General features: G+C 68.3%; 19 protein-coding genes. 7 read left to right on the top strand and 12 right to left on the bottom strand.

Going from position 1 to position 24367, the window contains the following annotated elements:
* Positions 1–47: 47 nt before the first annotated feature.
* Positions 48–1493, top strand: coding sequence for an NADP-dependent phosphogluconate dehydrogenase (gene gndA, locus ACYR7D_RS21600; RefSeq protein ID WP_459546349.1), 1446 nt, complete (start codon positions 48–50; stop codon positions 1491–1493).
* Positions 1494–1575: 82 nt separating this feature from the next.
* Positions 1576–3321 carry an N-acyl-D-amino-acid deacylase family protein gene (locus tag ACYR7D_RS21605; RefSeq protein ID WP_459546350.1) on the top strand — a complete coding sequence of 582 codons (1746 nt, stop codon included), beginning with the start codon at positions 1576–1578 and terminating at the stop codon, positions 3319–3321.
* A 13-nt stretch (positions 3322–3334) separates the two neighbouring features.
* Here ACYR7D_RS21605 and ACYR7D_RS21610 read toward each other — a convergent pair whose 3' ends face one another.
* Positions 3335–4288: an oxygenase MpaB family protein gene (locus ACYR7D_RS21610; RefSeq protein ID WP_459546351.1), complete on the bottom strand. Its 954-nt coding sequence runs from the start codon at positions 4286–4288 to the stop codon at positions 3335–3337.
* A gap of 521 nt (positions 4289–4809) precedes the next feature.
* Positions 4810–5763 (bottom strand): oxygenase MpaB family protein, encoded by a 954-nt coding sequence (locus ACYR7D_RS21615; RefSeq protein WP_459546352.1) that lies wholly within the window; start codon positions 5761–5763, stop codon positions 4810–4812.
* A 133-nt stretch (positions 5764–5896) separates the two neighbouring features.
* On the opposite strand from ACYR7D_RS21615, the gene ACYR7D_RS21620 reads away from it, so the two are divergent.
* Positions 5897–6520 carry a TetR/AcrR family transcriptional regulator gene (locus ACYR7D_RS21620; RefSeq protein WP_459546353.1) on the top strand — a complete coding sequence of 208 codons (624 nt, stop codon included), beginning with the start codon at positions 5897–5899 and terminating at the stop codon, positions 6518–6520.
* An 18-nt stretch (positions 6521–6538) separates the two neighbouring features.
* On the opposite strand, the gene ACYR7D_RS21625 is transcribed toward ACYR7D_RS21620, so the two are convergent.
* The 6 genes from ACYR7D_RS21625 to ACYR7D_RS21650 form a co-directional block, all read right to left on the bottom strand.
* Positions 6539–7522: an oxygenase MpaB family protein gene (locus ACYR7D_RS21625; RefSeq protein WP_459546354.1), complete on the bottom strand. Its 984-nt coding sequence runs from the start codon at positions 7520–7522 to the stop codon at positions 6539–6541.
* Positions 7523–7999: 477 nt separating this feature from the next.
* Positions 8000–10189: a molybdopterin-dependent oxidoreductase gene (locus ACYR7D_RS21630; protein WP_459546355.1), complete on the bottom strand. Its 2190-nt coding sequence runs from the start codon at positions 10187–10189 to the stop codon at positions 8000–8002.
* A gap of 102 nt (positions 10190–10291) precedes the next feature.
* Entirely contained in the window at positions 10292–11344 is a 1053-nt protein-coding gene (locus tag ACYR7D_RS21635; RefSeq protein ID WP_459546356.1) for a Gfo/Idh/MocA family oxidoreductase, read from the bottom strand.
* 28 nt (positions 11345–11372) lie between these two features.
* Entirely contained in the window at positions 11373–11786 is a 414-nt protein-coding gene (locus tag ACYR7D_RS21640; RefSeq protein ID WP_459546357.1) for a secondary thiamine-phosphate synthase enzyme YjbQ, read from the bottom strand.
* 83 nt (positions 11787–11869) lie between these two features.
* Complete coding sequence (locus ACYR7D_RS21645; RefSeq protein WP_459550239.1) at positions 11870–12661, bottom strand: Sir2 family NAD-dependent protein deacetylase; 792 nt, start codon at positions 12659–12661, stop codon at positions 11870–11872.
* Positions 12662–12857: 196 nt separating this feature from the next.
* Positions 12858–13088, bottom strand: coding sequence for a hypothetical protein (locus ACYR7D_RS21650; RefSeq protein ID WP_459546358.1), 231 nt, complete (start codon positions 13086–13088; stop codon positions 12858–12860).
* Between the two features lie 407 nt (positions 13089–13495).
* Here ACYR7D_RS21650 and ACYR7D_RS21655 point away from each other — a divergent pair, with 407 nt between their 5' ends.
* From ACYR7D_RS21655 to ACYR7D_RS21665, 3 genes are all read left to right on the top strand, one after another.
* On the top strand, positions 13496–14266 hold the full coding sequence (locus ACYR7D_RS21655; protein ID WP_459546359.1) for an MHYT domain-containing protein: 771 nt from the start codon (positions 13496–13498) through the stop codon (positions 14264–14266).
* Positions 14267–14372: 106 nt separating this feature from the next.
* Entirely contained in the window at positions 14373–15431 is a 1059-nt protein-coding gene (locus tag ACYR7D_RS21660) for a nucleoside hydrolase (protein ID WP_459550240.1), read from the top strand.
* Between the two features lie 128 nt (positions 15432–15559).
* Entirely contained in the window at positions 15560–16381 is an 822-nt protein-coding gene (locus ACYR7D_RS21665; RefSeq protein WP_459550241.1) for an amidohydrolase family protein, read from the top strand.
* A 55-nt stretch (positions 16382–16436) separates the two neighbouring features.
* Here ACYR7D_RS21665 and meaB read toward each other — a convergent pair whose 3' ends face one another.
* The 3 genes from meaB to ACYR7D_RS21680 are packed head-to-tail and all read right to left on the bottom strand — an operon-like array spanning position 16437 to position 21585.
* On the bottom strand, positions 16437–17429 hold the full coding sequence (meaB, locus tag ACYR7D_RS21670; RefSeq protein WP_459546360.1) for a methylmalonyl Co-A mutase-associated GTPase MeaB: 993 nt from the start codon (positions 17427–17429) through the stop codon (positions 16437–16439).
* An 8-nt stretch (positions 17430–17437) separates the two neighbouring features.
* Positions 17438–19711, bottom strand: a complete 2274-nt coding sequence (gene scpA, locus ACYR7D_RS21675) for a methylmalonyl-CoA mutase (RefSeq protein WP_459546361.1) — start codon at positions 19709–19711, stop codon at positions 17438–17440.
* Positions 19711–21585, bottom strand: a complete 1875-nt coding sequence (locus tag ACYR7D_RS21680) for a methylmalonyl-CoA mutase family protein (protein WP_459546362.1) — start codon at positions 21583–21585, stop codon at positions 19711–19713. Before ACYR7D_RS21680 ends, scpA begins: the two co-directional genes overlap by 1 nt.
* A 359-nt stretch (positions 21586–21944) precedes the next feature.
* Here ACYR7D_RS21680 and ACYR7D_RS21685 point away from each other — a divergent pair, with 359 nt between their 5' ends.
* On the top strand, positions 21945–22589 hold the full coding sequence (locus tag ACYR7D_RS21685) for a TVP38/TMEM64 family protein (RefSeq protein ID WP_459550242.1): 645 nt from the start codon (positions 21945–21947) through the stop codon (positions 22587–22589).
* 106 nt (positions 22590–22695) lie between these two features.
* On the opposite strand, the gene ACYR7D_RS21690 is transcribed toward ACYR7D_RS21685, so the two are convergent.
* The gene (locus tag ACYR7D_RS21690; RefSeq protein ID WP_459546363.1) at positions 22696–24363 is read right to left on the bottom strand and encodes a tetratricopeptide repeat protein; all 1668 of its coding nucleotides are present in this window, start codon (positions 24361–24363) and stop codon (positions 22696–22698) included.
* Between the last annotated feature and the right edge of the window lie 4 nt (positions 24364–24367).

The raw sequence follows: 24367 nt of genomic DNA on the forward strand, positions 1-24367 counted from the left end.
CCCGAGCCGCCGATACTGTTGACATTGTCGAACGAAAGAGCTGGTTCATGGCGTCCTCCTCAGCGCGTGCACAGATCGGGGTCACCGGCCTGGCGGTGATGGGTAGCAATATCGCCCGCAACTTCGCCAGGCACGGCTACACCGTGGCCCTGCACAACCGCAGCGTCGCCAAAACCGATGCGCTGCTCGCCGCGCACGGCGACGACGGTGATTTCATCCGCACCGAAACGATCGCGGAGTTCGTCGCGGTACTGGAGAAGCCCCGCCGGGTGCTCATCATGGTCAAAGCCGGCGAGCCCACCGACGCGGTGATCGAAGAGCTGGCCGATGCCATGGAACCGGGCGATATCATCATCGACGGCGGCAACGCCCTCTACACCGACACCATCCGCCGCGAAGCGGCGCTACGTGCCCGCGGCCTGAACTTCGTCGGAGCCGGAATCTCCGGGGGCGAGGAAGGCGCGCTCAACGGCCCCTCCATCATGCCCGGTGGTCCCGCCGAGTCCTACGAATCGCTCGGGCCGCTGCTGGAGTCCATCGCCGCGCAGGTGGACGGTACCCCGTGCTGCACCCATATCGGCCCGGACGGGTCCGGGCATTTCGTCAAGATGGTGCACAACGGTATCGAATACGCCGATATGCAGTTGATCGGTGAGGCCTACCACCTCTTCCGGGCGGCGCTGGATCTGGATCCGAAGCAGATCGCCGATATCTTCACCCAGTGGAACTCCGGTGATCTGGAAAGTTATCTCGTGGAGATCACCGCCGAGGTACTGAACCAGGTGGACGCCAAGACCGGGAAGCCGCTGGTCGATGTGATCGTCGATGCCGCCGAACAGAAGGGCACCGGCCGCTGGACGGTGAAATCGGCGCTGGACCTGGGTATTCCGGTGACCGGTATCGCCGAGGCGGTGTTCGCCCGTGCTCTGTCGGGTTCCCGGGGGCAGCGGGCTGCCGCTACGGGGCTCGCCTCCGGTGAGCTGGCCGCCAAGCCCACCGATATCGCCGGGTTCACCGAGGATATCCGCCAGGCCCTCTACGCATCCAAAGTGGTCGCCTATGCCCAGGGCTTCGATCAGATCGCCGCGGGCAGCGCCGAATACGGCTGGGACCTCACCCCGGGTGATCTGGCCACCATCTGGCGCGGCGGCTGCATCATCCGCGCCCGCTTCCTGAACCGGATCAAAGAGGCCTACGAAACCGATCCGGCGCTGCCGAGCCTGATCCTGGCACCCTACTTCCGCGAGGCGATCGAAACCGCGATCGACAGCTGGCGGCGGGTAGTGGCCACCGCGACACTGCTGGGTATCCCGGTACCCGCCTTCGCCTCTTCGCTCTCCTACTACGACGCGCTGCGTGCGGACCGTCTCCCGGCGGCCCTCACCCAGGCCCAGCGCGATTTCTTCGGCGCGCACACCTACGAGCGGGTGGATGCCGAGGGGAAGTACCACACCCTGTGGAGCGAGGACAGGTCCGAGGTCCGGGCGGATTGACCGTGTCGCGCCGGGCGGGCTCCGCCCGGCGCGATCCGCCGCCCCTCTTGACTCTGGGCATGCGACCAGTTGCAATGGGGCTGTGAGCTACGACACGATCATCAAAGGCGGCCGCTGGTTCGACGGAACCGGCGCCGCCTCGGCGGTTCGCCATCTCGGGTTACGCGGCGACCGGGTCGTGACCGTCTCCGCGACCCCCCTCGACGAAACCGGCTGCCCCGATGTGGTGGACGCCCGGGGTCAATGGGTGTTACCGGGGATGATCGATATCCACACCCACTACGACATCGAGGTGCTGAAGACCCCGTCGCTGTCCGAATCGGTCCGGCACGGGATCACCACGGTGCTGCTCGGCTCGTGTTCGCTGTCCACCGTGCATATCGACCCCACGGGGGCGGGCGATATCTTCGGGCGCGTCGAAGCCATCCCGCGCCGTCACGTCATCGAGACCCTCGAGGAGATCAAGAGCTGGAACTCGGCGAGCGAGTACGTCACCGCGCTCGAACAACTCCCGCTGGGGCCCAATATCGCGGCGATGCTGGGTCATTCCGATATCCGGACCGCGCATCTGGGCCTGGACCGGGCAACCCGCAAAGAGGTGCGGCCCACCCGGGCGGAACTGGCGGCCATGGAGGCCGATCTCCATGAGGCACTCGACGCCGGATTCGTCGGAATGTCGGCCCAGCAGCTGCTGTTCGACAAGGTCGACGGGCAGACCTGCCGCTCCCGCACCCTGCCCTCGACCTACGCCCGGGCCCGGGAACGCCGCCGGCTCAACGCGATCCTGCGCCGCCGCAACCGGATCCTGCAGGGCGGCCCGGATATCACCTCCCCGCGCAGCCTGGGGGCGATGATCTTCAGCAGCCTGGGCATCGTGCGCAAACGACTCAAGACCACCCTGCTGTCCGCCGCCGATATCAAGGCCAACCCGCTCGCGGTCGTGCTGATCGACGTCCTGGCGCGGCTGGTGAACGGTTTGGGCGCGGATTTCCGCTGGCAGCATCTGCCCGTCCCGTTCGAGGTGTACGCCGACGGGATCGACCTGGTGATCTTCGAGGAATTCGGTTCCGGGGCGGCGGCACTACATCTGGCCGATCGGGTGGAACGCGACGCGCTGCTCGCCGACGAGTCCTATCGCCGCCGGTTCCGCAAGGACTACGAGGCCAAATTCGGCCTGCGGGTCTGGCACCGCGACTTCTTCGATGCGGAGATCGTCGATTGCCCGGACGAGGGCGTCATCGGCAAAACCTTCGGCCAGGTAGGCCTCGACCGCGGCGGGGTGCACCCGGTGGATGCATTCTTGGACCTGGTGCTCGAGCACGGGACCAAACTGCGCTGGCGCACCACCATCTCCAATCACCGCCCGGAAATCCTGGATCGTTTCGCCGCGCATCCCGGTATCCAACTCGGGTTCTCCGACGCGGGCGCCCATCTGCGGAACATGGCCTTCTACAACTTCGGGCTGCGGTTCCTGCGCCGGATGTATCGCGCCGAGCAGGCGGGCACACCGGTGATTCCGCTGGAGCACGCGGTGCACCGGCTCACCGGTGAACTCGCCGACTGGTACGACATCGATGCCGGGCATTTGCGTGAGGGTGACCGTGCCGACCTCGTCGTCATCGACCCGGAGGCCCTCGACGATTCGCTGGACGCCTACGCGGAGAGCCCCGTCGCCCAGTACGGCAATCTCTCCCGGATGGTGAACCGCAACGACGCCGCGGTGACCGCCGTCTATATCGGCGGTCGTTACGTTTTCGGCAGTGGAACCGCCGACCCGGTTCTCGGCACCGAGCGAACGGGCCGATTCCTCCGGGCGGGACAGCGCTGACCCGGAGGGCCGGTCAGCGCCTGTCTTCCGGGATCGCGAACGAATCGAGCCCGAAACCACGCAGGGTGTGCACGAGTTCCTCGTACTGTAAACGGTTGTAGGCCAGCGGTTGCAACAACAATCGGTCGGGCAGATGATGCCAGGCCCACCGCAACAAGCGGACATAGACCGCGAATTCCCGATCGTGGCGCGGTTTCCACTCGAAACCGGTCAGCTCCTGCACCGCCGGATGCATCGCCTTGGACGAACACACCTGGATCACATGCCCGACCACCGGGCGCAGCACCAGCCACAACGGGGTCAAGAGCCGGCGGGCCAGCGGCGGCAACCGCAGCGTCGGCAACGGTAGTCGGGTCAGGCCGGCGAACTTCTCCACGAGAAACGGGTTCGCGGCCAGTTCCTCGGTGGCCATGGTGTCGTAGTATTCCCGCGCCTCGGCGAGAGTGACCGGGAACTTCCCGACAGCGCTGGGCAGTTCGAGATCCACGAAAGTCTTGCGTAGTGTCTGATAGGCGGCTTCCTCTTCTTCCGGAAGCAACTCGGTACCGGTGCAATAGGTGAAGGTATTGAGCACCACGAATACCCCACTGAGCGCGACCCATTTCCAGGTATACGGGCTCAGTGCACTGTATTCCACCTCGCCGAATTCCGCCGAGCCGGTACCGCGCACATCACGGTGCCGTAGTTTGAGCCATTCGGATTCGGCCCGGCGGTCATCGGAATCACCCCACAACGCGATCATCGCGGAGGCGCCACCACGGATGGTGCGGTCGGTGAAATTCTCCTCGAACCGGCCGGTCCGGTCCACCGCCGCGGCGACCGGAACCAACGCCACCTCGTCGAAAGCCGTGCCGGCGAAGGCGCCGGCCAAGATACTGCCGGAATGTTTGCGAAATTCCCGCAGCACTTCGGGCCGAATACGAGAGTCGGCGGATTCGGCGGCGCGCGCCGTTGCGTGAGTTGTCATTTCGCTACCTCGTCACTTCGGACAGGAAGAAGAAATGATTTTCAGCGTGATTTTATCACCGCAATTGCCGTGGCACTATACCCGGCTCTGCGCTCTTCGGTCCGTCAGCGCCGGAGGCGGGCCTCACCGAGGCCCGGCAGCGGGCACCCGGCCCTGCCCCGCCCGAGTAGGTGGCCGCACCGCCGCCACCCCGGCCGAACCGCCGGGCACGCTCGCCCGGGCGGTCGATACCCAGGAGAGTCCGCGGCACCGGCGGCGGACAGCCTCGCCGGCACTCAGGATCAGCAAGGCAGCCGACGGGACCGTGGGAATGTTCCCCGCGCGGGTGGGAGGCGTAGTTCCGGCGATGGAGCCCTGGGGTGGTGGCCGAGTTCGATCACCGGGCCCGTGGTGCGGTGCCGTTCCAGGACCGAGGCGACGGTGGCGGGCCGGTGAGCGCGCCCGCCGATCGATAGCTACCGCCGGCTCGGGAAGCCGGAGTACACAGACACAAGGCCGTGCACCTTTTGCCCGTCGCTCGCTCAGCGCCGGTCTTCGGGGACCGCGAACGAGTCGAGCCCGTACCCGCGTAGCGCGTGGACGAGTTTCTCGTACTGGAAACGGTTGTAGGCCAGCGGTTGCAACAACAATCGGTCGGGCAGGTTGTGCCAGGCCCACCGCAGCAAGCGGACATAGACCGCGAATTCCCGATCGTGGCGCGGTTTCCACTCGAAACCGGTCAGCTCCTGCACCGCCGGATGCATAGCCTTGGACGAACACACCTGGATCACATGCCCGGCGACCGGCCGGATCACCAGCCACAGTGGGGTCAGGGCCCGGCGGGCCAGTGGCGGCAGCCCCAAGGTCGGTAAGGGCAGTCGGGTCAGGCCGGCGAACTTCTCCACGAGAAACGGATTCGTGGCCAGTTCCTCGGTGGCCATGGTGTCGTAGTATTCCCGCGCCTCGGCGAGATCGGCCGGGAGTTTGCCGGCCGCGCTGGGTAATTCGAGGTTCGCGAAGGACGCGCGCAACATCTGGTAGGCGGCTTCCTCTTCTTCGGGACGCAGCTCAAGACCTGTGCAATAGGTGAAGGTGTCGAGCACCACGAATATCCCGCTGACCGCGATCCACTTCCAGGTATACGGGCTCAGCGCACTGTATTTCACCTCGCCGAATTCCGCCGAGCCGGTACCGCGCACATCACGGTGCCGCAGTTTGAGCCATTCGGATTCGGCCCGGCGGTCGTCGGAATCACCCCACAACGCGATCATCGCGGAGGCGCCGCTGCGGACGCCGCGATCGGCGAAGTTCTCCTCGAACCGGCCGGTCCGGTCCACCGCCGCGGCGACCGGAACCAACGCCACCTGATCGAAAGCCGCGCCGGCGAAGGCGCCGGCCAAGATACTGCCGGAATGCTTACGGAACTCCCGCAGCGCTTCGGGCCGGATACAGGGGTCGGCGGATTCGGCGTTGCGCACCGTTGCGTTGGTCGCCATCTCGTCACCTCGGACAGAAAGAGGAAATGATAGTTTTCCATTATCATCCTATCACCACAGCGCGTTCGGCACTACAGACGTGCCCGCTCCGAGCCTGCTTCGGCCCCGGCGGCAAGCCGGTAGGCTGGGCCGAATGGAGACGACCGCTGCGCCGTGGAACGAATTGCAGCAGCTCGACGCCAAATCACGGGCGATCGTCGACGCGGCCCGGGAGTGCTTCGCCGCCAATGGCTTCGAGAACACCACCATGGTGCGCATCGCCGAGGTCGCCGGGGTGGGTGTGGCCACGGTATACCGCCGCTTCGGCACCAAATCGGCCATCGTGCGTTACGCGCTGATGGTCGAATCGCAGCGGGTATCGACGATCGTGGCCGACGCCGTGCACCGTTCGGCCGGGCCGGTCGGCGCCCTGGCGGATATGTTCGCCGCGTTCGTCGGTGAGGCCACCGCACCCCGCCTGCTCACCCGCAGCCTGCGGGTCTCGGGGGCGGCGAATCAGCTCACCGATTTCCTCACCGGCGACGAGGCGGTCGCACAGGGACGCGCGCTGGTGGCGCGTTTCCTGTCCTACTGGCAGGAGCGCGGAGAACTCGGCAGCTTCGATCCGGAAGTGGTGGCCGAACTCTTCGTCCGGCTCACCATGTCGTTCATCGCCAACCCGCGCGGCGTACTTCCGCTCGACGATGCCGACGCCGCCCGCGAATTCGCCCGGCGCTACCTCGCGCCGCTGTTGTTCCCGCATCCCGGCGGCGCCTGAGTATTCGGCGCACCGGCACTACCCGGGGATGACGGTGATCGGCGTGCGCGGGGTCTCCTGTCGTGGCCGCACGGTGTACGCGGCCGAGGCGAGTTCCCGCTTCTTCATCTTCTGGATCTGCTGATGGTGTTTGCGGGCGTGATAGGCGATCGGGAAATAGGTGAGCCGGTCCGGAAGCACCCGGTAGGCAAGGCGGATGAGTCCGTACACACGTTCCAGCGTCCGCTGTTCGCCCTCACTCCACGCCACGCCGATCAACTCACGCAACCGGGGGTCGAGCAACCCGACGATGGACAGATAGTTGAACCGGATCAGCGGCCGGGCCAGCCGCCGCGCGATCGGGCCGGCCGGGAAACCCATCTCCCGGAACTGTTCCAGATCCCCGGTGCGCAACTGCCGGTATTGTTCGCGCACGTCGTCGTCCGCGGTCAGGACCTCGGTGATCATATGTTCGTAGTATTCGTCGAATTCGGCGCGGGTGCGGGGATACCCCTTCATCGGCACCTGCAGGATCCGGGCCAGGCGAATATTGTCGCGCAGTAGCTCTTCGAGTTCGTCGTCGGTGAATTCCCGGCCCCTCAGCAGTGGGCCGGCCTTGGCGGTGGTCACGTACGCGGTGGCGATCACCCACTGGTACGCACCGGGATTGAGGGCGCTGATCTGTTTACCTTCGGAGCTCTTCATGGTCAGCGGGGCGTGCAAGGACCGCAACCGGCGCCCGTCCTGAATGGCTTCGAGGCCGCCGTAGGTCCAGCGCAGCACCGAATCGACCGAGCGGACCGCCCGGCCCACCGGATCGGTTCCGGCGATGGAGTACCTGTCGGTGACCTCCCGGATCACCGGATGCAGCCCCTGCATCGCGAAGGCCGCGCCCTCCATCATCAGATACGTCCAGTGCCCCACCATTTCGGCGGTGAGGGAATCCGGGGGGACCAGCTCGAGCGGCTCCTCCCCCTGCGGATGCGTCTCGGTACGAGCCCGGATATCGCGTGCGGTGGTCATATTCTTCTCCTCTGGTGGGTTCGGTGCTGTCACAACGACAAACGCGGGGTCAGCGGGTGGCGCCGGTGCGCCCGGGAGCGCTTTCCGGTCCGGGAGCGCCGCCCACCGAAGCGGACCACCGGCCGAGGGTCCGCGCATTGCGGCCGGATCCGCCCGCCACGGTTCGTCCGGCCGAGGGGACACGAGCCTGGAACATGACGACTCCTAGCGCAGGGAATGCGCACTCCAGCGCGGCAGGCATATCGCGGCAACCGGGATCGGTGATAGCGATTTCTTCATCAGACTATCAATACCTACCGTCGATTCCGAGCCGATCGATTCCGGGCCGCGGCGGAGCAAACTGGTTCTCCACAGCGCATTCGACATTCGGGAAGTGCTATGAGCTCTTGACACAGGGCCGAGCGGCGCGCCCAATGCATCGCAGGCACGACACCGATGCGCTGATACGTAGGTGGCCGACTCGCTATCAGCGCTGGATCACACCGGACTCAATACCACCGGCACACCGTTGAACACGGCATTTCCCGACGGCACATCGAGGACCGAATCATCGGTCAGCGCATTGGCATTGACACCCGCGTGGGCCGCCGCTACCTCCTGCGTACTGCCACCGTGACCCCACCCGTGTGGCAGGCTGACCACGCCGGGCATGATGGTTTCGGTCGGCTCCAGGGGGACGGTGAGCGAGCCCGCCGCGGATTCGACGACCGCATGGTCGCCGAGACCCAGCCGGGCGATATCCACGGGGTGTATCTGCAGCGTACAGCGATTGGTCCCGGTGACCAGCCGCGGCATATTGTGCATCCAGCTGTTGTTGGAGCGCAGATGGCGGCGCCCGATCAACACCAGATCCGGCGTCGCGGCCGATAAACCGGCACGCAGGCGCGGCACATCGGCCAACAGCGTCTCCGGTGCCAGTTCGACCGCGCCGGACGCGGTGCGCAGGACCTCCCGCAATCGCGGGCGCAGCGGGCCCAGATCGATACCGTGCGGATTGTCCAGCAGCGTACGCAGTGTCAACTCCCCGCCGTTCCACGCGCCATAGGGCCCCAGACGCAACATCAGGTCCAGACGCTGTTCGGTGCTCGTCTCGCCCAGCAATTCGAGACGGCGGTCGGCGAGCCCGGCACGGTGCAGCGTATCGCCGATGACGAATTCGTCGAATGCCGTGAGGGGATCGAAATCCGCGGTCGGATTATGGGGCTGTCCGCTCACCGCCGCGCCCAGCCGCACGTACACGGCCGGCTCGGACGGCCGCTGCCCCAGCGGGACCAGCGGTGGTGAATATCGTGCGTAGTTGCGCACCGCGAACTGCAGCAGGGCCACATCGTAGTGCGGGGACTGCACCGGGCGGGGCGGCGGGAGAATCACATCGGCGTGCCGGGTGGTCTCGTTCAGGTAGCGGTCGACGCTCACCATGAACTCCAGCCCGGCGAAGGCATCGTCCAGCCGGGTACCGCTGGGCGCGGACAGTACCGGATTACCCGCGACAGTGATCAGTGCGCGTACCTGCCCCTCGCCCGGGGTGGTGATCTCGTCGGCCAGTGTGGCGACCGGTAGTTCACCCATCACCTCCGGGAGCTCCCGCACCCGGCTACGCCACCGGCCGGGCCGGAACGGTTTCGTGCGCACGATACCGCGCGCGGCGGCGGTGGCGAACATGACGCCGCCGGCCCGGTCGAGGTTGCCGGTGAGCACATTGATCACATCCACCAGCCACTGCGTCAATGTGCCGAATTCCGCCGTACAGGTACCGATCCGGGCGTACACCGCAGCGGTCGGCGCGCCGGCCAGTTCCCGCGCCAGGCGCCGGACGGTTTCCGCGGATACGCCGGTACGGCCGGCCACGCGCTCCGGCGTGAACTCCGCCGCGACGGCCCGCACCTCCGCCAGCCCGCGCACCGCGACGGAGATATCGGTGAGCTCTTCGGCGAAGAGGGTGTGCACGATGGCGAACAGCAGGTAGGCGTCGGTACCCGGCCGTACGAAGAGATGTTCGTCGGCCATATCCGCGGTCCGGGTCCGGCGCGGGTCCACCACGACCAACCGGCCGCCACGCGCCCGCAGGGCCCGCAGGCGGCCGGGGAAATCCGGGGCGGTACAGACCGAACCGTTGGATTCCAGCGGATTGGCACCCAGCATCAGCAGATAGTCGGTGCGGTCCAGATCGGGCACCGGCACCGCCAGCGGGTCACCGAAGAGCAGACCGCAGGCCAGCTGTTTGGGCATCTGGTCCGCGGTGCTGGCGGAGAACAGGTTCTTGGTGCCGAGCGCACGGATCAGCGCCGGAGCGTAGAGCGTACCGGCGATCGTGTGGGCGTTCGGATTGCCCAGATAGAGGGCGACCGCCTGATTGCCGTGCGTAGACCTGATCGCCGGAATACGCGCGGCGATCAGATCGAAGGCCTCGTCCCATCCCGCGGGACGCAGGCGGCCGGTGGCGCGATCGCGGATCATGGGTTCGGTGAGCCGGTCCGGATCGCTGTCGAGCCGGCCGAAGCTGGCGCCCTTCGGGCAGAGGAAACCGGCACTGAACGGATCGTCCGGGTCACCGCGCACGGCGGTGACCCGATCCTCGGCATCCAGGGTCAGCTCCAGACCACAGACCGCCTCGCACAGCGGACAGGTGCGCAGCAGGTTCCGGGATGGGGGCATAGAGGTGGCCATGTCTCCATCATGACGGCGTGTGGTACCGCCCACCCCCGGTTCCACAGGATCCGGCGGGAAACTGCGGCGCCCCGCCCTCAGTCGACTCGCCCGGCCGGCGCTTCAGCAGCGCACCACCGCGCCGGAGGCGGCGGATTCCCGAGCGGCCTCCAGGACCCGCAGGCCCGCGAGAGCGTCGTGCGGGTCGACCGGCACCGGGGCGCCGTCGAGGAGCGCGGCGGCGAGTGCGGTGTAGAAGGCGAGATAGTCGCCGGGCAGAGTCGGCACCGCGGACATCTCCGGTTCGGCACCGAGCACGCCGTACCGGTCGGGTGCCACCGTGCCCCAGGTTTCACCGTCGCCGGGGCGGCGACCCGCGCGCAACGCAGCCTCCTGCGGATCCAGCCCGTACACCTCGTATCCGGCGCGATCCCCGAGCACCCGGAACCGGGGACCGAGGCGCGGTGCCACCGCGCTGGCCCACAGATGGGAGCGGATACCACCGGGATGGGTCGTCGCGAGGAACATATCGTCGGCGGTGCGGACACCGGCACGCCGGACGTCCAGCTCGCAGTAGACGGTTTCCGGGGGGCCGAAGAGTGTGAGCGCCTGATCCACGAGATGGCTGCCCAGATCGTAGAGGATACCGGCGGCATCGGCAGCGGTACCGAGTTCGCGCCAGCTGCTCCCGGGTACGGGCCGCCAGCGCTCGAACCGGGATTCGAAGCGCCGCACCCTTCCCAGCTCGCCCGCCTCGATCAGCTGTCTCACGGTGCGGAAATCACCGTCCCAGCGACGGTTCTGGAACACCGTCAGCAGCCGGCCGCTGTCCTCGGCGAGGCGCACGACCGCCGCACCCTCGGCGGCGGTCACCGCGAACGGTTTGTCCACCACCACCGCGACTCCGGCCGACAGCGCCCGCCGCGCCAACTCGGCGTGGGTCCGGTTCGGTGCGGCGACGACCACCAGGTCGATCCCGGAGAGATCGGCGAACAGACTCTCGGTATCCGGCAATACCCGGGCTTCGGGATGCTCGGTCCGCGCCTGCCGGGCCCGATCCGGGGAACCGGTCACCACGGCAGCCAGCCGTAGCCGGGGTTCGGCGGCGATGAGCGGGGCGTGGAAAACCGCACCGGCCGTCCCGTACCCGATGATCGCGACTCCGAGACTGCTCATGGCGACGGCCTCACCCACCGAGCGGCACTCATCCGGCGGAGGTCAGGAACGACAGCCGCACCTGCCGATCGGGATTGTCGATGTTCACATCCACCAGGGCGATGGACTGCCAGGTCCCCAGGGCGATTTTCCCGCCCACAACGGGAACGCTCGCATACGGCGCGATCAGGGCCGGCAGCACATGGGAACGCCCGTGCCCCCGTGAGCCGTGCGCGTGCCGCCATCGATCGTCGGCCGGCAGCAGATCCCGCAGGGCCGCCAGCAGATCCTCGTCACTGTGGGCACCGAGTTCGAGGATCGCGACCCCGGCGGTGGCGTGCGGGACGAAAATGTGCAGGAGCCCGTCCCCACCGGATTCGTTCACGAAGTCCGCGCATTCGGGTGTGATATCACGAACCACTTCGGTCCGGCCGGTTCGCACGGCAATGACTGCGCTGCGCATATCCGGAGTGTACGCGGCTTCCCGGGCAGCACCGACCAGGCGCCGGAAGGCACACCGGCTCTCGACGGGTCTCCGAGGTCCGGTCACACCCCGGCCGGAGCCACCCCCGCACAGCGTTCGGCGAGACCGGACAGGACCACCGAACAACTCGCGTCCAATTTCCGGGTCGCGATACCGTCACTGCGAGTGGGACCGCGATTGACGATGAGGACGGTACCGCCGTTACGGGCGACCCGGTGTACGAACCGGCGGCCCGACAGCACCGTCAGACTGGATCCCACCACCAGGATCACCTCCGCCGAATCCACCAGCGCGTAGGCGGCGGCGACCCGCTCGGGCGGGACACTCTCCCCGAAATAGACGATATCGGGTTTGAGCATCCCGCCACAGCGGGCGCAGTCCACCATGCGGAAAGTGCTCGTATCCGCCACCACGGCATCCGCGTCGGGGGCCACTTCGAGACCGGTTCCCGACCGCGCCGCGAAACCCGGATTGACATGTTCGAGCCGTTCGGCCAGCGCCATGCGGGACAGCAGCACGTCACAGACGAGGCAGCGCACCTGGGCGTAGCTGCCGTGCAGGTCGATCACCCGGCGGCTACCCGCCTTGGTGTGCAACAGGTCGACATTCTGGGTGATCACCCCGGCGACCAGGCCCCGGCGTTCCAATTCGGCCAGCGCGCGGTGTCCGGCATTCGGCCGGGCCGCGTCCATATGCCGCCAGCCCACATGATTGCGGGCCCAGTAATGCCGGCGGAACACCGGATCGCCGACGAACTGCTGGTAGGTCATCGGATTACGCGGCGGCGAACCGGGACCACGGTAGTCCGGGATCCCGCTGTCGGTGGAGATCCCGGCGCCGGTGAGTACGACCATGCGCCGGCCACCGATCACCTCGACCAGATCGTCGAGCGAGCCGGTGGCGGGCGCCGGGCGGGAGTCTGTCGGCACGGCCGTATCGGGCATACCCCGAGCGTACGTGCCCCGGAGCCCGTAACCCCGGAGCGTGGGTACCCGCCACTGCCTCGTTGGTCCTGTTACCGCCGGGGCGGAACAGGAGACGAGTGTGAGGTCAGGTCCGGACGCCGGCGAGTTTGCCCGCTTCGGCGTCGAGGCCGAGCATCGCCAGCAGATTCCGGCAGTCGGCGGCATCGGTGGCGTGGCCGGCGACGATCCGGGCGGCAACGGCGCTGCGGCGTGCCGCCTCGGCCCGTTCGGCGCTGCGGATCTCGGCGAATTCGACCAGTTCGGCCTCGGAGATATCGTGATCGACGGATGTGGGGTGGCTGGATGTGCCGGGCATGGGTCTCCTTCGAGTTGCTCGAAGCCTACGCCGCGAATCGGGCACGCACAGCGCAACCGCGAACATCGCGCGGCTCGGGCGCCGTTCGGGGCTCCCCTTGACGATCCACCACCTGACCGGGAGGAATCGCACGCCCCGCTGTCACCGAATCATGCATAATGAGCATCGGTCGCGGCGATGCCGATGGATAGCCGGGACCGGCCGCACCTTCCCGATTCCGCAGGCGCACAACGGCGGCGGCTACCCACCGACTCCGGCTGTCACAGGTGCGCTGCCACCGTTTCCACCCTCGCTTGTTTTTTAGGACACATCTCCTCTAAATTCACTTCCTGCAGGTTCACCATTCCGGAATATCAGCGTTCCGCTGTCCGCGGAGTCGCGGTTCCACCCAGCGAGGAGGTCCACCGGTGGAGATCGACCACTTCAGCCACGGCTGGCTCACCCCCGTGGTCGCCTATGTCATGTCGTTCACCGGTTCGTTGCTCGGGCTACGCTGTATGAGTCGTGTGCGCAGCGGCTCGCCGTTCGATGGATGGCTCATCGCCGCCTCGGTCGCCATCGGTGGTACCGGTATCTGGGTCATGCATTTCATCGCCATGCTGGGCTTCCGGATCGAGGGCGCGGCCATCAGATACGACGTGCCCGTCACATTGATCAGCGCGGCCATCGCCATGGTGGTGGTGTGGCTCGGACTGTGTCTGGCCCAGCAGCGGAAACTGGGCAACCGCGGCCTGCTCGTCGGCGGTGTGGTCACCGGCCTCGGGGTGGGCGCCATGCACTACGCCGGAATGTATGCCATGAAAACGGATGCCGAAATCGGCTACGACCCGCCGACCGTCGCGCTGTCCATGGTGATCGCGGTGATCGCCGCCACCGCCGCCCTCTGGTTCACTCTCAATGTCCGCGGCACGCTGTCCACCATCGGCGCCGCACTGGTGATGGGAGTGGCCGTCGCGGGTATGCACTACACCGGCATGTACGCCATGCACGTCGGGGAGCACCAGAGCCATATGCCGCCGTCCGGAGCGGGCGCCGCCCAGCTGCTCACCCCCTTGATCGTCAGCGTCAGCCTGCTGACCGTGGGCATGCTGTTCCACCTCGGACTCACCGAAGTGGGGGGCACGGCCCCCTTGACCCGGCGCCCGGCCAGCGACAACTACTGGCCGACCCGCGAGTAGGAAGCCGGTCTCATCCGGACGCCTACCACCGGGGCACGACGATCGGGCCGGTGGCACATGCCGCGCCGCTCATCCACCTCGATAGGCTCGTGCCGTGCGGCAGCCGATGATCGTGGACGTGGACACCGGAGTGGACGATTCCCTCGCCCTGCTCTACCTGCTCGCCAGTCCGGAGGCGGACATCGCCGGTATCGCCGCCACGGCCGGTAACGTGCCCGCGGCACAGGTCGCGGTCAACAACCTGGCCTGGCTCGAACTGACCGGAGCGCCGGAGATCGAGGTGGCACTCGGCGCGGCGGAGCCGCTGGAGATCCCGTTGCGCACCACCGAGGATACGCACGGCCCCTGCGGAGTGGGCTATGCCGAGCTTCCCACGCCCAGTCGGCGGATCTCCGCGCGCAGCGCGGCCCGGATGTGGGCCGAGCTGGCACGGCAACATCCCGGTGAGCTCATCGGGTTGTGCACCGGGCCGCTCACCAATCTGGCACTGGCACTGCGTGCGGAACCGGAACTCCCCCGGTTGCTGCGCCGGCTGGTGATCATGGGTGGAGCGTTCGCTCACCCGGGTAACACCACCCCCACCACCGAGTGGAACATCCACGTCGATCCCGAGGCCGCCAAAATCGTCTTCGACGCGTTCTCCGCGGCGCCCCCGGACCGGCGACCGGTGGTCTGCGGCCTCGATATCACCGAAACCATCGAAATGCGGCCTGTTCATCTGGCCCGGCTGGCCGAACGAGCCGGGACCGGGCCGATCGAGACGATGTCACCGGCCGATCCGCCCGGCCCCCGCTCCACGGCGGCCAATCCGATCATCCGGCACCTCATCGACGCCGTCCGTTTCTATTTCGATTTCCACCACAGTTACGACCTCGGCTACCTGGCCCATATGCACGACCCGTTCGCGGCGGCCGTGGCGCTGGACCCGGCGCTGGCCCGGACCCGGCCCGCGACGGTGGATGTCGAACTCGTCGGCACCCTCACCCGCGGCGCCACCGTGGCCGACTGGACGGGAATGTGGGGTCGGGAACCCAACGCCGATATCGTCGTGGCCACCGATCCGGCACGGTTCTTCGATCGCATGATCGCCCGAATCGGCGATTTCGCCCGCACCCGGTATCCGGCGCAGGCCGATCCGGCGGCGGTCGTGACCGAAGCGGGGTGAGCGCCGCGGCACCCACCACCCGACCCTTCGAGGAGATAACGCGCGTGACCGACCTGTCCGAGGCGGCCGGGATCCCGGCCGACGCGAGCTATCTGGCGGATCTGCGGCAGCGGCTGGACCTGCCCGGCATGATCGATGTGCACACACATTTCATGCCGCACCGGGTATTACGCAAGGTCTGGGCGTACTTCGATACCGTCGGGCCGCTCACCGGACGTCCGTGGCCGATCACCTACCGCGATACGGAACCGGTGCGGGTGGACACTCTGCGGCGCTTCGGTATTCGCGCGTTCACGGCCCTGGTCTACCCCCACCGCCCGGATATGGCGGCCTGGCTCAACGAGTGGACCGCGAAATTCGCCGCAGACGTACCGGAATGCCTGCATACCGCGACCTTCTACCCCGAGCCGGCCGCCGCCGGGTACGTGACGACCGCCCTCGAACACGGTGCGCGCGTGTTCAAGGCACATATCCAGGTCGGTGCCTACGATCCCCGCGATCCTCTCCTGGACCCGGTCTGGGGCGTACTGACCGACGCGGAGATACCCACCGTGATCCACTGCGGTTCCGGACCGGCGCCGGGTGCGTTCACCGGGCCGGGCCCGATCACCGAGGTACTCCGGCGTTTTCCCCGATTACCGTTGATCGTCGCGCATATGGGTATGCCGGAGTACCGGGAATTCCTCGATCTCGCCGAACGGTACCGGCGGGTCCACCTCGACACCACGATGGCGTTCACCGATTTCGCCGAGGACGATGCCCCGTTCCCCCGTGCCGACCGCGCCCGGCTCACGGATCTGGGCGAACGGATTCTGTTCGGCAGCGATTTCCCCAATATCCCGTACCCGTACCGGCACGCTGTCCACGCGCTGGAGCGGCTCGAGCTCGGCGACGATTGGCTGCGCCGGGTGTGTTACCACAACGCGGCCGCACTGTTCGGCATCGGCTGACGCCTACCGGTGCGGACAGCGGGACCGGCTCGTCCGCACCGGCTCCGGCCGGTATTCAGCTGTCGAAGGCGTCCAGCAGTTTCGCGGCGGCCAGCGCCGCGGTGAGGCTGCCGTCGCGGACCTCGCGTTCGACCTCGCCGCGGATGGCCTTCACCCGGGGATGATCGGCGAGCCGGCGCAACAGTTGATCGTGCACCATCGTCCACGTCCAGTCGACCTGCTGGCGGCGGCGTTTCTCGGCGAACTCACCGGCCTCGGTGAGCACCCGGCGATGTTCCAGCACGGTCTGCCAGAACTTCTCCAGCCCGATCCCCTCCAGACCGCTCATGGTCAGTACCGGGGGACGCCACAGCGCGTCGTGCGGGTGGATCAGCCGGAGCGCACCCGCCAGCTCCCGGGCCGCGGACCTGGCCTCCATCTCGTGCTTACCGTCGGCTTTGTTCACCGCCACCAGATCCGCCAGTTCGAGCACACCCTTTTTGATGCCCTGCAACTGGTCGCCGGTCCGGGCCAGGGTGAGGAAGCAGAACACGTCGACCATACCGGCCACGGTCACTTCGGACTGGCCGACGCCGACGGTCTCCACCAGGATGACGTCGTATCCCGCGGCCTCGAGCAGCACGATGGTCTCCCGGGTCGCCTTGGCCACCCCGCCCAGCGTGCCCGCCGTCGGGGACGGGCGGATGAAGGCGTTCGCCTCCACCGCCAGCCGCGCCATCCGCGTCTTGTCCCCGAGGATCGAACCACCGGTCCGGGTGGACGAGGGGTCCACCGCCAGTACCGCCACCCGGTGTCCCTGTCCGATCAGGTGCATACCGAGCGAATCGATGAAGGTCGATTTCCCCACTCCGGGTACTCCGGTGATCCCGACCCGATTCGACAGGGCGGCACCGTTTTCCGGGGTCAGCCGCAACAGGAGTTGCTGTGCCTGATCGCGATGATCGGACCGAGTCGATTCGACCAGGGTGATGGCCCGCGCCAAGGCGGCCCGCTCGCCGGAGCGGACCGCCCGGGCGAGCGCGTCCACATCGATGACACGCCTGCTCATCCTCGCGCTTACGCCCCGGATCCGGTGTCCGCGGCACCGAGCTCGTGCCCCAGTGCGGCACCGAGCTTGCGCAGCAGGTCGATCGCGGCATCCGCGATCACCGTGCCCGGCGGGAAGATCGCCGCCGCACCCGCCTCGTACAGTTCGGCGAAGTCACCGGGCGGGATGACCCCGCCGACGATGACCATGATGTCGGGCCGGCCGACATCGGCCAGTGCCTGCCGCAGGGCGGGCACCAGCGTGAGGTGACCGGCGGCCAGCGAGGACACCCCGACGACGTGTACGTCGTTGTCCGCCGCCTGCCGCGCCACCTCCTCGGGGGTCTGGAACAGCGGGCCCACATCGACGTCGAACCCCAGATCGGCGAAGGCCGTGGCGATCACCTTCTGTCCGCGGTCGTGGCCGTCCTGGCCCATCTTCGCGACCAGGATGCGCGGGCGCCGGCCTTCGGCCTCGGCGAACTCGTCCACCAGCTCCCCGGCGGTCGTGATGTTGGTGACCTTACCGGCTTCGTCGCGATACACACCGGACAGCGTACGGATCTCCGCCTGATGACGACCGTAGACCTTCTCCAGCGCGTCGGAGATCTCCCCCACGGTGGCTTTGGCGCGGGCGGCATCGATCGCCAGCGCCAGCAGGTTGTTCTCCATACCGCCTTCGGACGAGGCGGCGGCCCGGGTCAATTCGGCCAGCGCGCGGTCCACGGCGTCCTGGTCGCGGTCGGCCCGCAGCCGGCGCAGCTTCTCGAGCTGTTCGGCGCGCACCCGCGAGTTCTCGACCTTGAGCACCTCGACTTCGTGGTCCTCGGCGACCTGGTACTTGTTGACACCGATCACCGGCTGCTGACCGGTATCGATCCGCGCCTGGGTCCGAGCGGCGGCCTCCTCGATACGCAGCTTCGGGATACCCTCGCCGATCGCCTGGGCCATCCCACCGTGCGCCTCCACCTCGGCGATATGCGCGCGAGCGCGTTCGGCGAGCTGGTGGGTGAGCCATTCGACGTAGTAGGAGCCGCCCCACGGGTCGATCGGCCGGGTGGTGTTGGACTCCTGCTGGATGAGCAGCTGGGTGTTGCGGGCGATACGGGCCGAGAAATCCGTGGGCAACGCGAGCGCTTCGTCGAGGGCGTTGGTGTGCAGGGACTGGGTGTGTCCCTGGGTCGCGGCCATGGCCTCGATGCAAGTGCGGGCCACGTTGTTGTAGGCGTCCTGCGCGGTCAGCGACCAGCCCGAAGTCTGCGAATGAGTCCGCAGCGACAGTGATTTCGGGTTCTTGGGATCGAACTTCGCCACCAGTTCGCTCCACAGCAGCCGGCCCGCGCGGAGTTTGGCGACCTCCATGAAGAAGTTCATCCCGATGGCCCAGAAGAACGACAGGCGGGGGGCGAACTTGTCGATCTCCATACCCGCGTCGATCCCGGCACGCAGGTATTCCACGCCGTCGGCGAGGGTGTAGGCGAGCTCGAGATCGGCCGTCGCGCCGGCTTCCTGGATGTGGTAGCCGGAGATGGAGATCGAGTTGAACTTCGGCATCTTCGCGCTGGTGTAGGCGAAGATGTCGGAGATGATCCGCATCGACGGTTTGGGCGGATAGATGTAGGTGTTACGGACCATGAACTCCTTCAGAATATCGTTCTGAATCGTTCCGGCCAGCTGTTCCGGCGCCACTCCCTGCTCTTCGGCGGCCACCACGTACAACGCCAGGATCGGCAGCACCGCGCCGTTCATGGTCATCGAGACGCTGACCTGGTCCAGCGGGATCTGATCGAAGAGCTGGCGCATATCCAGGATGGAGTCGATCGCGACCCCGGCCATTCCGACATCGCCCTGGACGCGCGGGTGGTCGGAGTCGTAGCCCCGATGGGTGGCCAGGTCGAACGCCACCGACAGGCCCTTCTGCCCGGCCTGCAGATTGCGGCGGTAGAAGGCGTTGGAATCCGCGGCGGTGGAGAAACCCGCGTACTGGCGGATGGTCCACGGCTGGTTCACATACATCGTCGGGTACGGGCCGCGCACGAACGGCGCGACTCCGGGGACGCTGTCGAGCGGGAATCCGGCCGCGGCGACGGCGTCCCGGTCCGCTTCGGTGAAGACCGGCGGTACGTCGATCCCCTCCGGCGTCGACCACACCAGCTGCTCGGGAGTGTAGTGGTTGGCCGCGGCCGCCTCCCGGACGAAGGCCTCGCGCGCGGCGGCGCCGGCTTCGTCGGGAGTGAAACCCGGTTCGGTGAGCGGGACCTCGGCGAAGTTGCCGACCACCTGCTCGATTCGCTGTGTCGTCATCAGGCTCCCACCTTCTCCAGCAGGGCGGTCAGGGCGGCGATCGCGTCGATCCGGGCCGCCAGGACCCCGTCCGGACGCCGCGCCTCGTCGATACCGGCCAGCACCTTCTCCGGCCCGGCCAGCAGTACGGTCTCCACACCCGCACCGCGCAGTTGCGCCACCGCCTCGGCGGCTTCGGTGCCGTAGCGAGCGTCGGTACCGCACAGCACCGCGATCTTCGCGCCGGATTCCCGCGCCGCCGCGGCGATACCATCACCGGCCAGCGGCCCCGGGTCGATCGATTCGATACCGCCGGAAGCCAGCAGGTTGGCGATGAAGGTGACCCGGACGTTGTGCTCGGCCACGGTACCCAGCGGAACCAGCAACGCCTGCGGCCGGGCACCGTGAGCGGCCAGATGAGCGTCCGACCGATCCCGCAGCGCCTCGAACGCGGCGCCGTAGCGCCGGCCCGGGCCCGCCGCGCGCGCGGCTTCCGACAGTGGGGGCTCGGCGAGGTTCGGGAACTCGTTCACCCCGGTCACCGCGGTACGACGGTGGGCGATATCGGCGGCGCGACGGTCCGCGGTCTCGCCGATCTTCGTGGCCAGCAGCCCGGAATCCAGGGCGGCGCAGTAACCACCGGCGGCCTCGAGCTCCTGCATGAACGCCCATGCGGCCTCGGCGAGGTCGGCGGTGTACCGCTCGACGTACCAGGATCCCGCACCCGGATCGCGGACATGGCCGAGGTGGGACTCCTCGAGCAACAGCAACTGGATATTGCGGGCCATCCGCTCGGAGAACGCCGTCGAGACCTCGAGTTCCCCGGCCGGCAGCGCCGAGTCGAACGGGAGCACGGTGACGGTATCCGCACCGCCCACACCGGCGCCGAAGGCGGCCAGCGTGGTGCGCAGCAGATTCACCCAGGGATCGCGGCGGCTCATCATCGCCGCCGAGGTCACCGCGTGCTGGGGAGCGGCGCCGGCGGCCGGTGCCCCGCAGACGTGCGCGACCCGGGCCCACAGGCGCCGGGCGGCCCGGAATTTGGCGATGGTGGCGAACTGGTCGTCGGTCGCGGCGAACCGGAAATCCAGTTGCCGCAGCGCCGTGGGAACCGGCATCTGCCCGCCCAGCAATCGCAGGTACTCGAGTCCGGCGGCCACGGCGGCGCCCAGCTCTTGGGCGTCGGAGGCACCGGCGTCGTGGAAGACGGTGCCGTCCACGGTGATCGCCCGGACGGTTTCCGGCCGCTGGGCGGCGGCACCGGCCAGGCGCGCGGTCTCGGCGCGGCCGAGATCCTCGGTGCCGGCGAAGGCACTGGTGAGCGGTGCGGCGCCCAGGGAGATCCGGATATCGGCCCGTTCGGGTACCGAATACCGGTCCAGCTCGGCGAAGACGGCGGCGGCCGCGTCGGCGGTCGCCGCCCCGGCACGCAGCGTGAGCGGGGCCAGCTCGAACAGCAGGCCGTTCAGTGCCGTGGCGAGGCCGTCCACCGGTACCCCGTGCGCGCCGACACCCAGTTCGAGAGCCCCGAGGCCGTTCTCCAGCCCGCTCAGGATCTCCTGGTTGGCGGCCGCGGGATCGGTGGCTCCGATCCGGGCGCTCACGTACCACCCGCGGTGGACGTCCCGGGTGGCGTCGGTACCACGGACGAACGGGTAGGCACCGGGCAGCGGCTGCTCGGGCAGTTCGTCGCGCCGGGTGTACAGCGGTGCGATGCTCAGTCCGTCGTAGGTGGACTGAGCCAGGAGCTTTTCGGGTTCCGCACCGAGTTCGGCCGCATCGACCTTGCGGGCCTTGGCCAGCACACCCGCCACACCCTTGCGCCAGGCGGGATATTCGGGCACCGCGGACGAGGACGGATCAGCTCCGGCCGCGGGCTCTGCAGCAATCGGCATACCCTGTTCCCTCTTGTCGTTCCAGTACCAGCGCACCACCTGTGTACGCGGGTACCCTGGCATCCGCCCAGCTCAGCGAATACTTTGGTTAACGGGCATTCAGCCCGCCCCTCCGATGCTAGCGGGACGCCCGTACGGCAGTGATCGTGGCCACCACTACCAACGAGTAACCTGACCGGCCCTCCGGGTGAAGCCCCTGTTCAGGGGGCGAGCCCCGCGCGATCACCACGACACCGGCCGCCCACCCGGAACCGGACGGCCGGACTACCCGGACCGAGTCGCGGCCCACCCCGCGACGACCTGCGATACCGGATCCGGGTGCTGCGGCCGCGAGCCGGTAGCCTCGCCCGGTGCCCCGTATGTTCCGCGACCGGCGGTTGGTTCTCGCGCTGTGCTGCGCCGCCCTGGTGTGCGCGGCCGCACTGCTGACCCCGTTACCGAGTCCCCGGCAGATCCAGGACTGGGCCCGCGACGCGGGACCGTACTTTCCGCTGCTCTTCTTCACCGCGCACACCCTCATCACCATCGCCCCCGTTCCCCGGACGGTGTTCACAGTGGCATCGGGCCTGCTGTTCGGGCCCGTCGTCGGGCTGCTGGTGGCGGTCACCGCCACCGTGACCAGCGCCGCGGCGGCCTTCCTCCTGGTACGGGCCCTGGGCCGCGACCGGGTCGCGGGCTACCTGGACCATCCCACGGTGCGCGGAGTGGACGAACGCCTGCGCCGCCGGGGCTGGCTGGCGGTGGGGGCCCTGCGGCTCATCGCCTTCGCCCCGTTCTCGGTGGTCAACTACTCCTGCGCGCTGTCATCCCTGCGTTTCCGGCCCTACCTGGGGGCGACGGCGCTGGGAATCCTGCCCGGTACCGTGGCGACGGTCGTACTGGCCGATGCGCTCACCGGCGGTACCCATCCGGCCATGGTGGTGGTCTCGATCATCTGCGTCGCCGCGGGCCTGCTCGGGCTGCTCGTCGATCAGCGCTGGAAACCGGCCGCCGAACTCGGCTGACGGGGCGCGGTACAGAACCTCGCGGACCGGACCACGTCGGGGCCGTTACCACTCCGGCCTCGGCCGTGCCGGCGATGCGCCGGCCGGGCGATCGCTCCGGGCTCCCTCACGACGAGCCGTTCTCCGATGTTTCCCGCACCTCGAGCGGTAGGCGATCCATATCGGGCACTTCCGCCACACCGCGAAGGGTCGCGGCCCGATCCAGATAGAAACCGGCACAGGCCGCGTCCGGATAGCGGCGGCGCGCCTCGGCCAGCCAGGCATGCGCATGCCGCAGCACCCCGGAAACGGTGTGCGCGTTCTCCGCACCGAGCACGAGATCCCCGTGTTCGGGCACGATCAACACCGCCGCGCCGAGATGCTGCAGGCAGCGGCCGATGCCGCGATCGTCGGCCAGATCCCCGTAGGTGGTCAGGGCATGCTGCCAGTAGTGCAGGGCGGCGCGCGGTTCACCGCGAGCCCAGCAGACGACTCCGGCCAGCTCGTGCACCCGCGCCCACCCGTCGGAATCATCGGCATCGACCGCTCGGAGCGCGGCCAGCTCGAGCCGATCCTGCGCCGCGTCCAACCGCCCCTGATAGATATGAGCCACCGCGAGATCGGCCAGGATGTGCACCTGGTTCACCGCGTCCTCCCGGGGCAGCCGCCACCAGGCCGCACGCAACCGATCCACCGCCGCCGCCAGCGCTTCCGGCGTCGTCGCGGTACAGAGCAGGCGCCGTCCCGCCTCGTGCTCCGCTCGGGCACCCACCCCGGTCGCCCACCACCAGGGGCGCCACCGGCGCCGCTGTTCGACCGGTTGCAAGCCGGCACGCAGCATGATCGCGCGGTGGGCGCCACCGAGCCGGGTGGCGCCGAGTTCGGCGAGATCCCGGGCGACTTCACGGGTAGCGGCCGTCCCGGCCCGGCAGCAGGCGTACCAGGTGTCGAGCGCATCCCCGAGCCGCACCAGCTGGGCAGCCGTAGCGGGTGGAACAGCTGCGCTGATACCGCTGCGGCAGCAGACCCGCACCAATTGCCGCAGCCCGGGTTCCTCCGCGGTGAACCAGCGCCGGGCGCGAGGACCGAACGGAACGGTCGTGGAAGCGACCGCCCAACTGGTGGCGAGATCGGCCCGGTGGCACAGCAGCGCGAACAAGGCCGCCTGCCAGATCGTCCCGTTGATCACCTCGTTCCGGCCCGGCGACTCCGGAACCCGCGCGAGCCGATAGCGCTGTGGCTCGTAACAGTCCAGGATGCCGTCGGCCACCAACCGGTCCCGCAGGCCGGACGCGGTCCACGGTTCGCCCGCCACGGCGGCACCCACACCGGCCGGTGCCCGCGGCGCCAGCGCCAGCTCCGTCCCCACCGCGGTCGTGATCGCGTACAGCGTGGCGGCGTCGTACTCGGTTACCGGGAGCTCCCGCAGGGCCGCGACCACCGCATCGCCGTCGAGAAGGGGGTCCCGCTCGGGCGCCGGCGGGTCCGGCCGCGCGACAACCGGACCGGTGAGGGGCGGCCCGTCCAGATCGGTGAGCAGACGCCGGCGCCGCACCAGCCTCCTACGATTCCTCCGCTCCGCCAGCAGCCGATAGGCGGTGTACAGCACGGCCAGCACCATGATGAGCACCGCCAGCCAGCGCAGCCCCGAGGCGACCAGCTGCACACCGGCGCTCTCGCCGAAGGAGTTCATCACCAGGCTCCGGCCCAGTTCCAGCAGCAGCGCGGAGGCCAGCACGGACAGACCGCTGAGCACACCGGATACGACCGGGGCGCGCGGCAGTGTTTCTCTCATCGCC

The sequence above is a fragment of the Nocardia sp. X0981 genome, from assembly GCF_977089955.1.

Coding starts and splice junctions, on each gene's coding strand:
- gndA (WP_459546349.1), top strand. CDS start 48: ATGGCGTCCTCCTCAGCGCGTGCACAGATCGGGGTCACCGGCCTGGCG.
- ACYR7D_RS21610 (WP_459546351.1), bottom strand. CDS start 4,288: ATGACAACTCACGCAACGGCGCGCGCCGCCGAATCCGCCGACTCTCGT.
- ACYR7D_RS21615 (WP_459546352.1), bottom strand. CDS start 5,763: ATGGCGACCAACGCAACGGTGCGCAACGCCGAATCCGCCGACCCCTGT.
- ACYR7D_RS21620 (WP_459546353.1), top strand. CDS start 5,897: ATGGAGACGACCGCTGCGCCGTGGAACGAATTGCAGCAGCTCGACGCC.
- ACYR7D_RS21625 (WP_459546354.1), bottom strand. CDS start 7,522: ATGACCACCGCACGCGATATCCGGGCTCGTACCGAGACGCATCCGCAG.
- ACYR7D_RS21630 (WP_459546355.1), bottom strand. CDS start 10,189: ATGGCCACCTCTATGCCCCCATCCCGGAACCTGCTGCGCACCTGTCCG.
- ACYR7D_RS21635 (WP_459546356.1), bottom strand. CDS start 11,344: ATGAGCAGTCTCGGAGTCGCGATCATCGGGTACGGGACGGCCGGTGCG.
- ACYR7D_RS21640 (WP_459546357.1), bottom strand. CDS start 11,786: ATGCGCAGCGCAGTCATTGCCGTGCGAACCGGCCGGACCGAAGTGGTT.
- ACYR7D_RS21645 (WP_459550239.1), bottom strand. CDS start 12,661: ATGGTCGTACTCACCGGCGCCGGGATCTCCACCGACAGCGGGATCCCG.
- ACYR7D_RS21650 (WP_459546358.1), bottom strand. CDS start 13,088: ATGCCCGGCACATCCAGCCACCCCACATCCGTCGATCACGATATCTCC.
- ACYR7D_RS21660 (WP_459550240.1), top strand. CDS start 14,373: ATGATCGTGGACGTGGACACCGGAGTGGACGATTCCCTCGCCCTGCTC.
- ACYR7D_RS21665 (WP_459550241.1), top strand. CDS start 15,560: ATGATCGATGTGCACACACATTTCATGCCGCACCGGGTATTACGCAAG.
- meaB (WP_459546360.1), bottom strand. CDS start 17,429: ATGAGCAGGCGTGTCATCGATGTGGACGCGCTCGCCCGGGCGGTCCGC.
- scpA (WP_459546361.1), bottom strand. CDS start 19,711: ATGACGACACAGCGAATCGAGCAGGTGGTCGGCAACTTCGCCGAGGTC.
- ACYR7D_RS21680 (WP_459546362.1), bottom strand. CDS start 21,585: ATGCCGATTGCTGCAGAGCCCGCGGCCGGAGCTGATCCGTCCTCGTCC.
- ACYR7D_RS21685 (WP_459550242.1), top strand. CDS start 21,945: ATGTTCCGCGACCGGCGGTTGGTTCTCGCGCTGTGCTGCGCCGCCCTG.
- ACYR7D_RS21690 (WP_459546363.1), bottom strand. CDS start 24,363: ATGAGAGAAACACTGCCGCGCGCCCCGGTCGTATCCGGTGTGCTCAGC.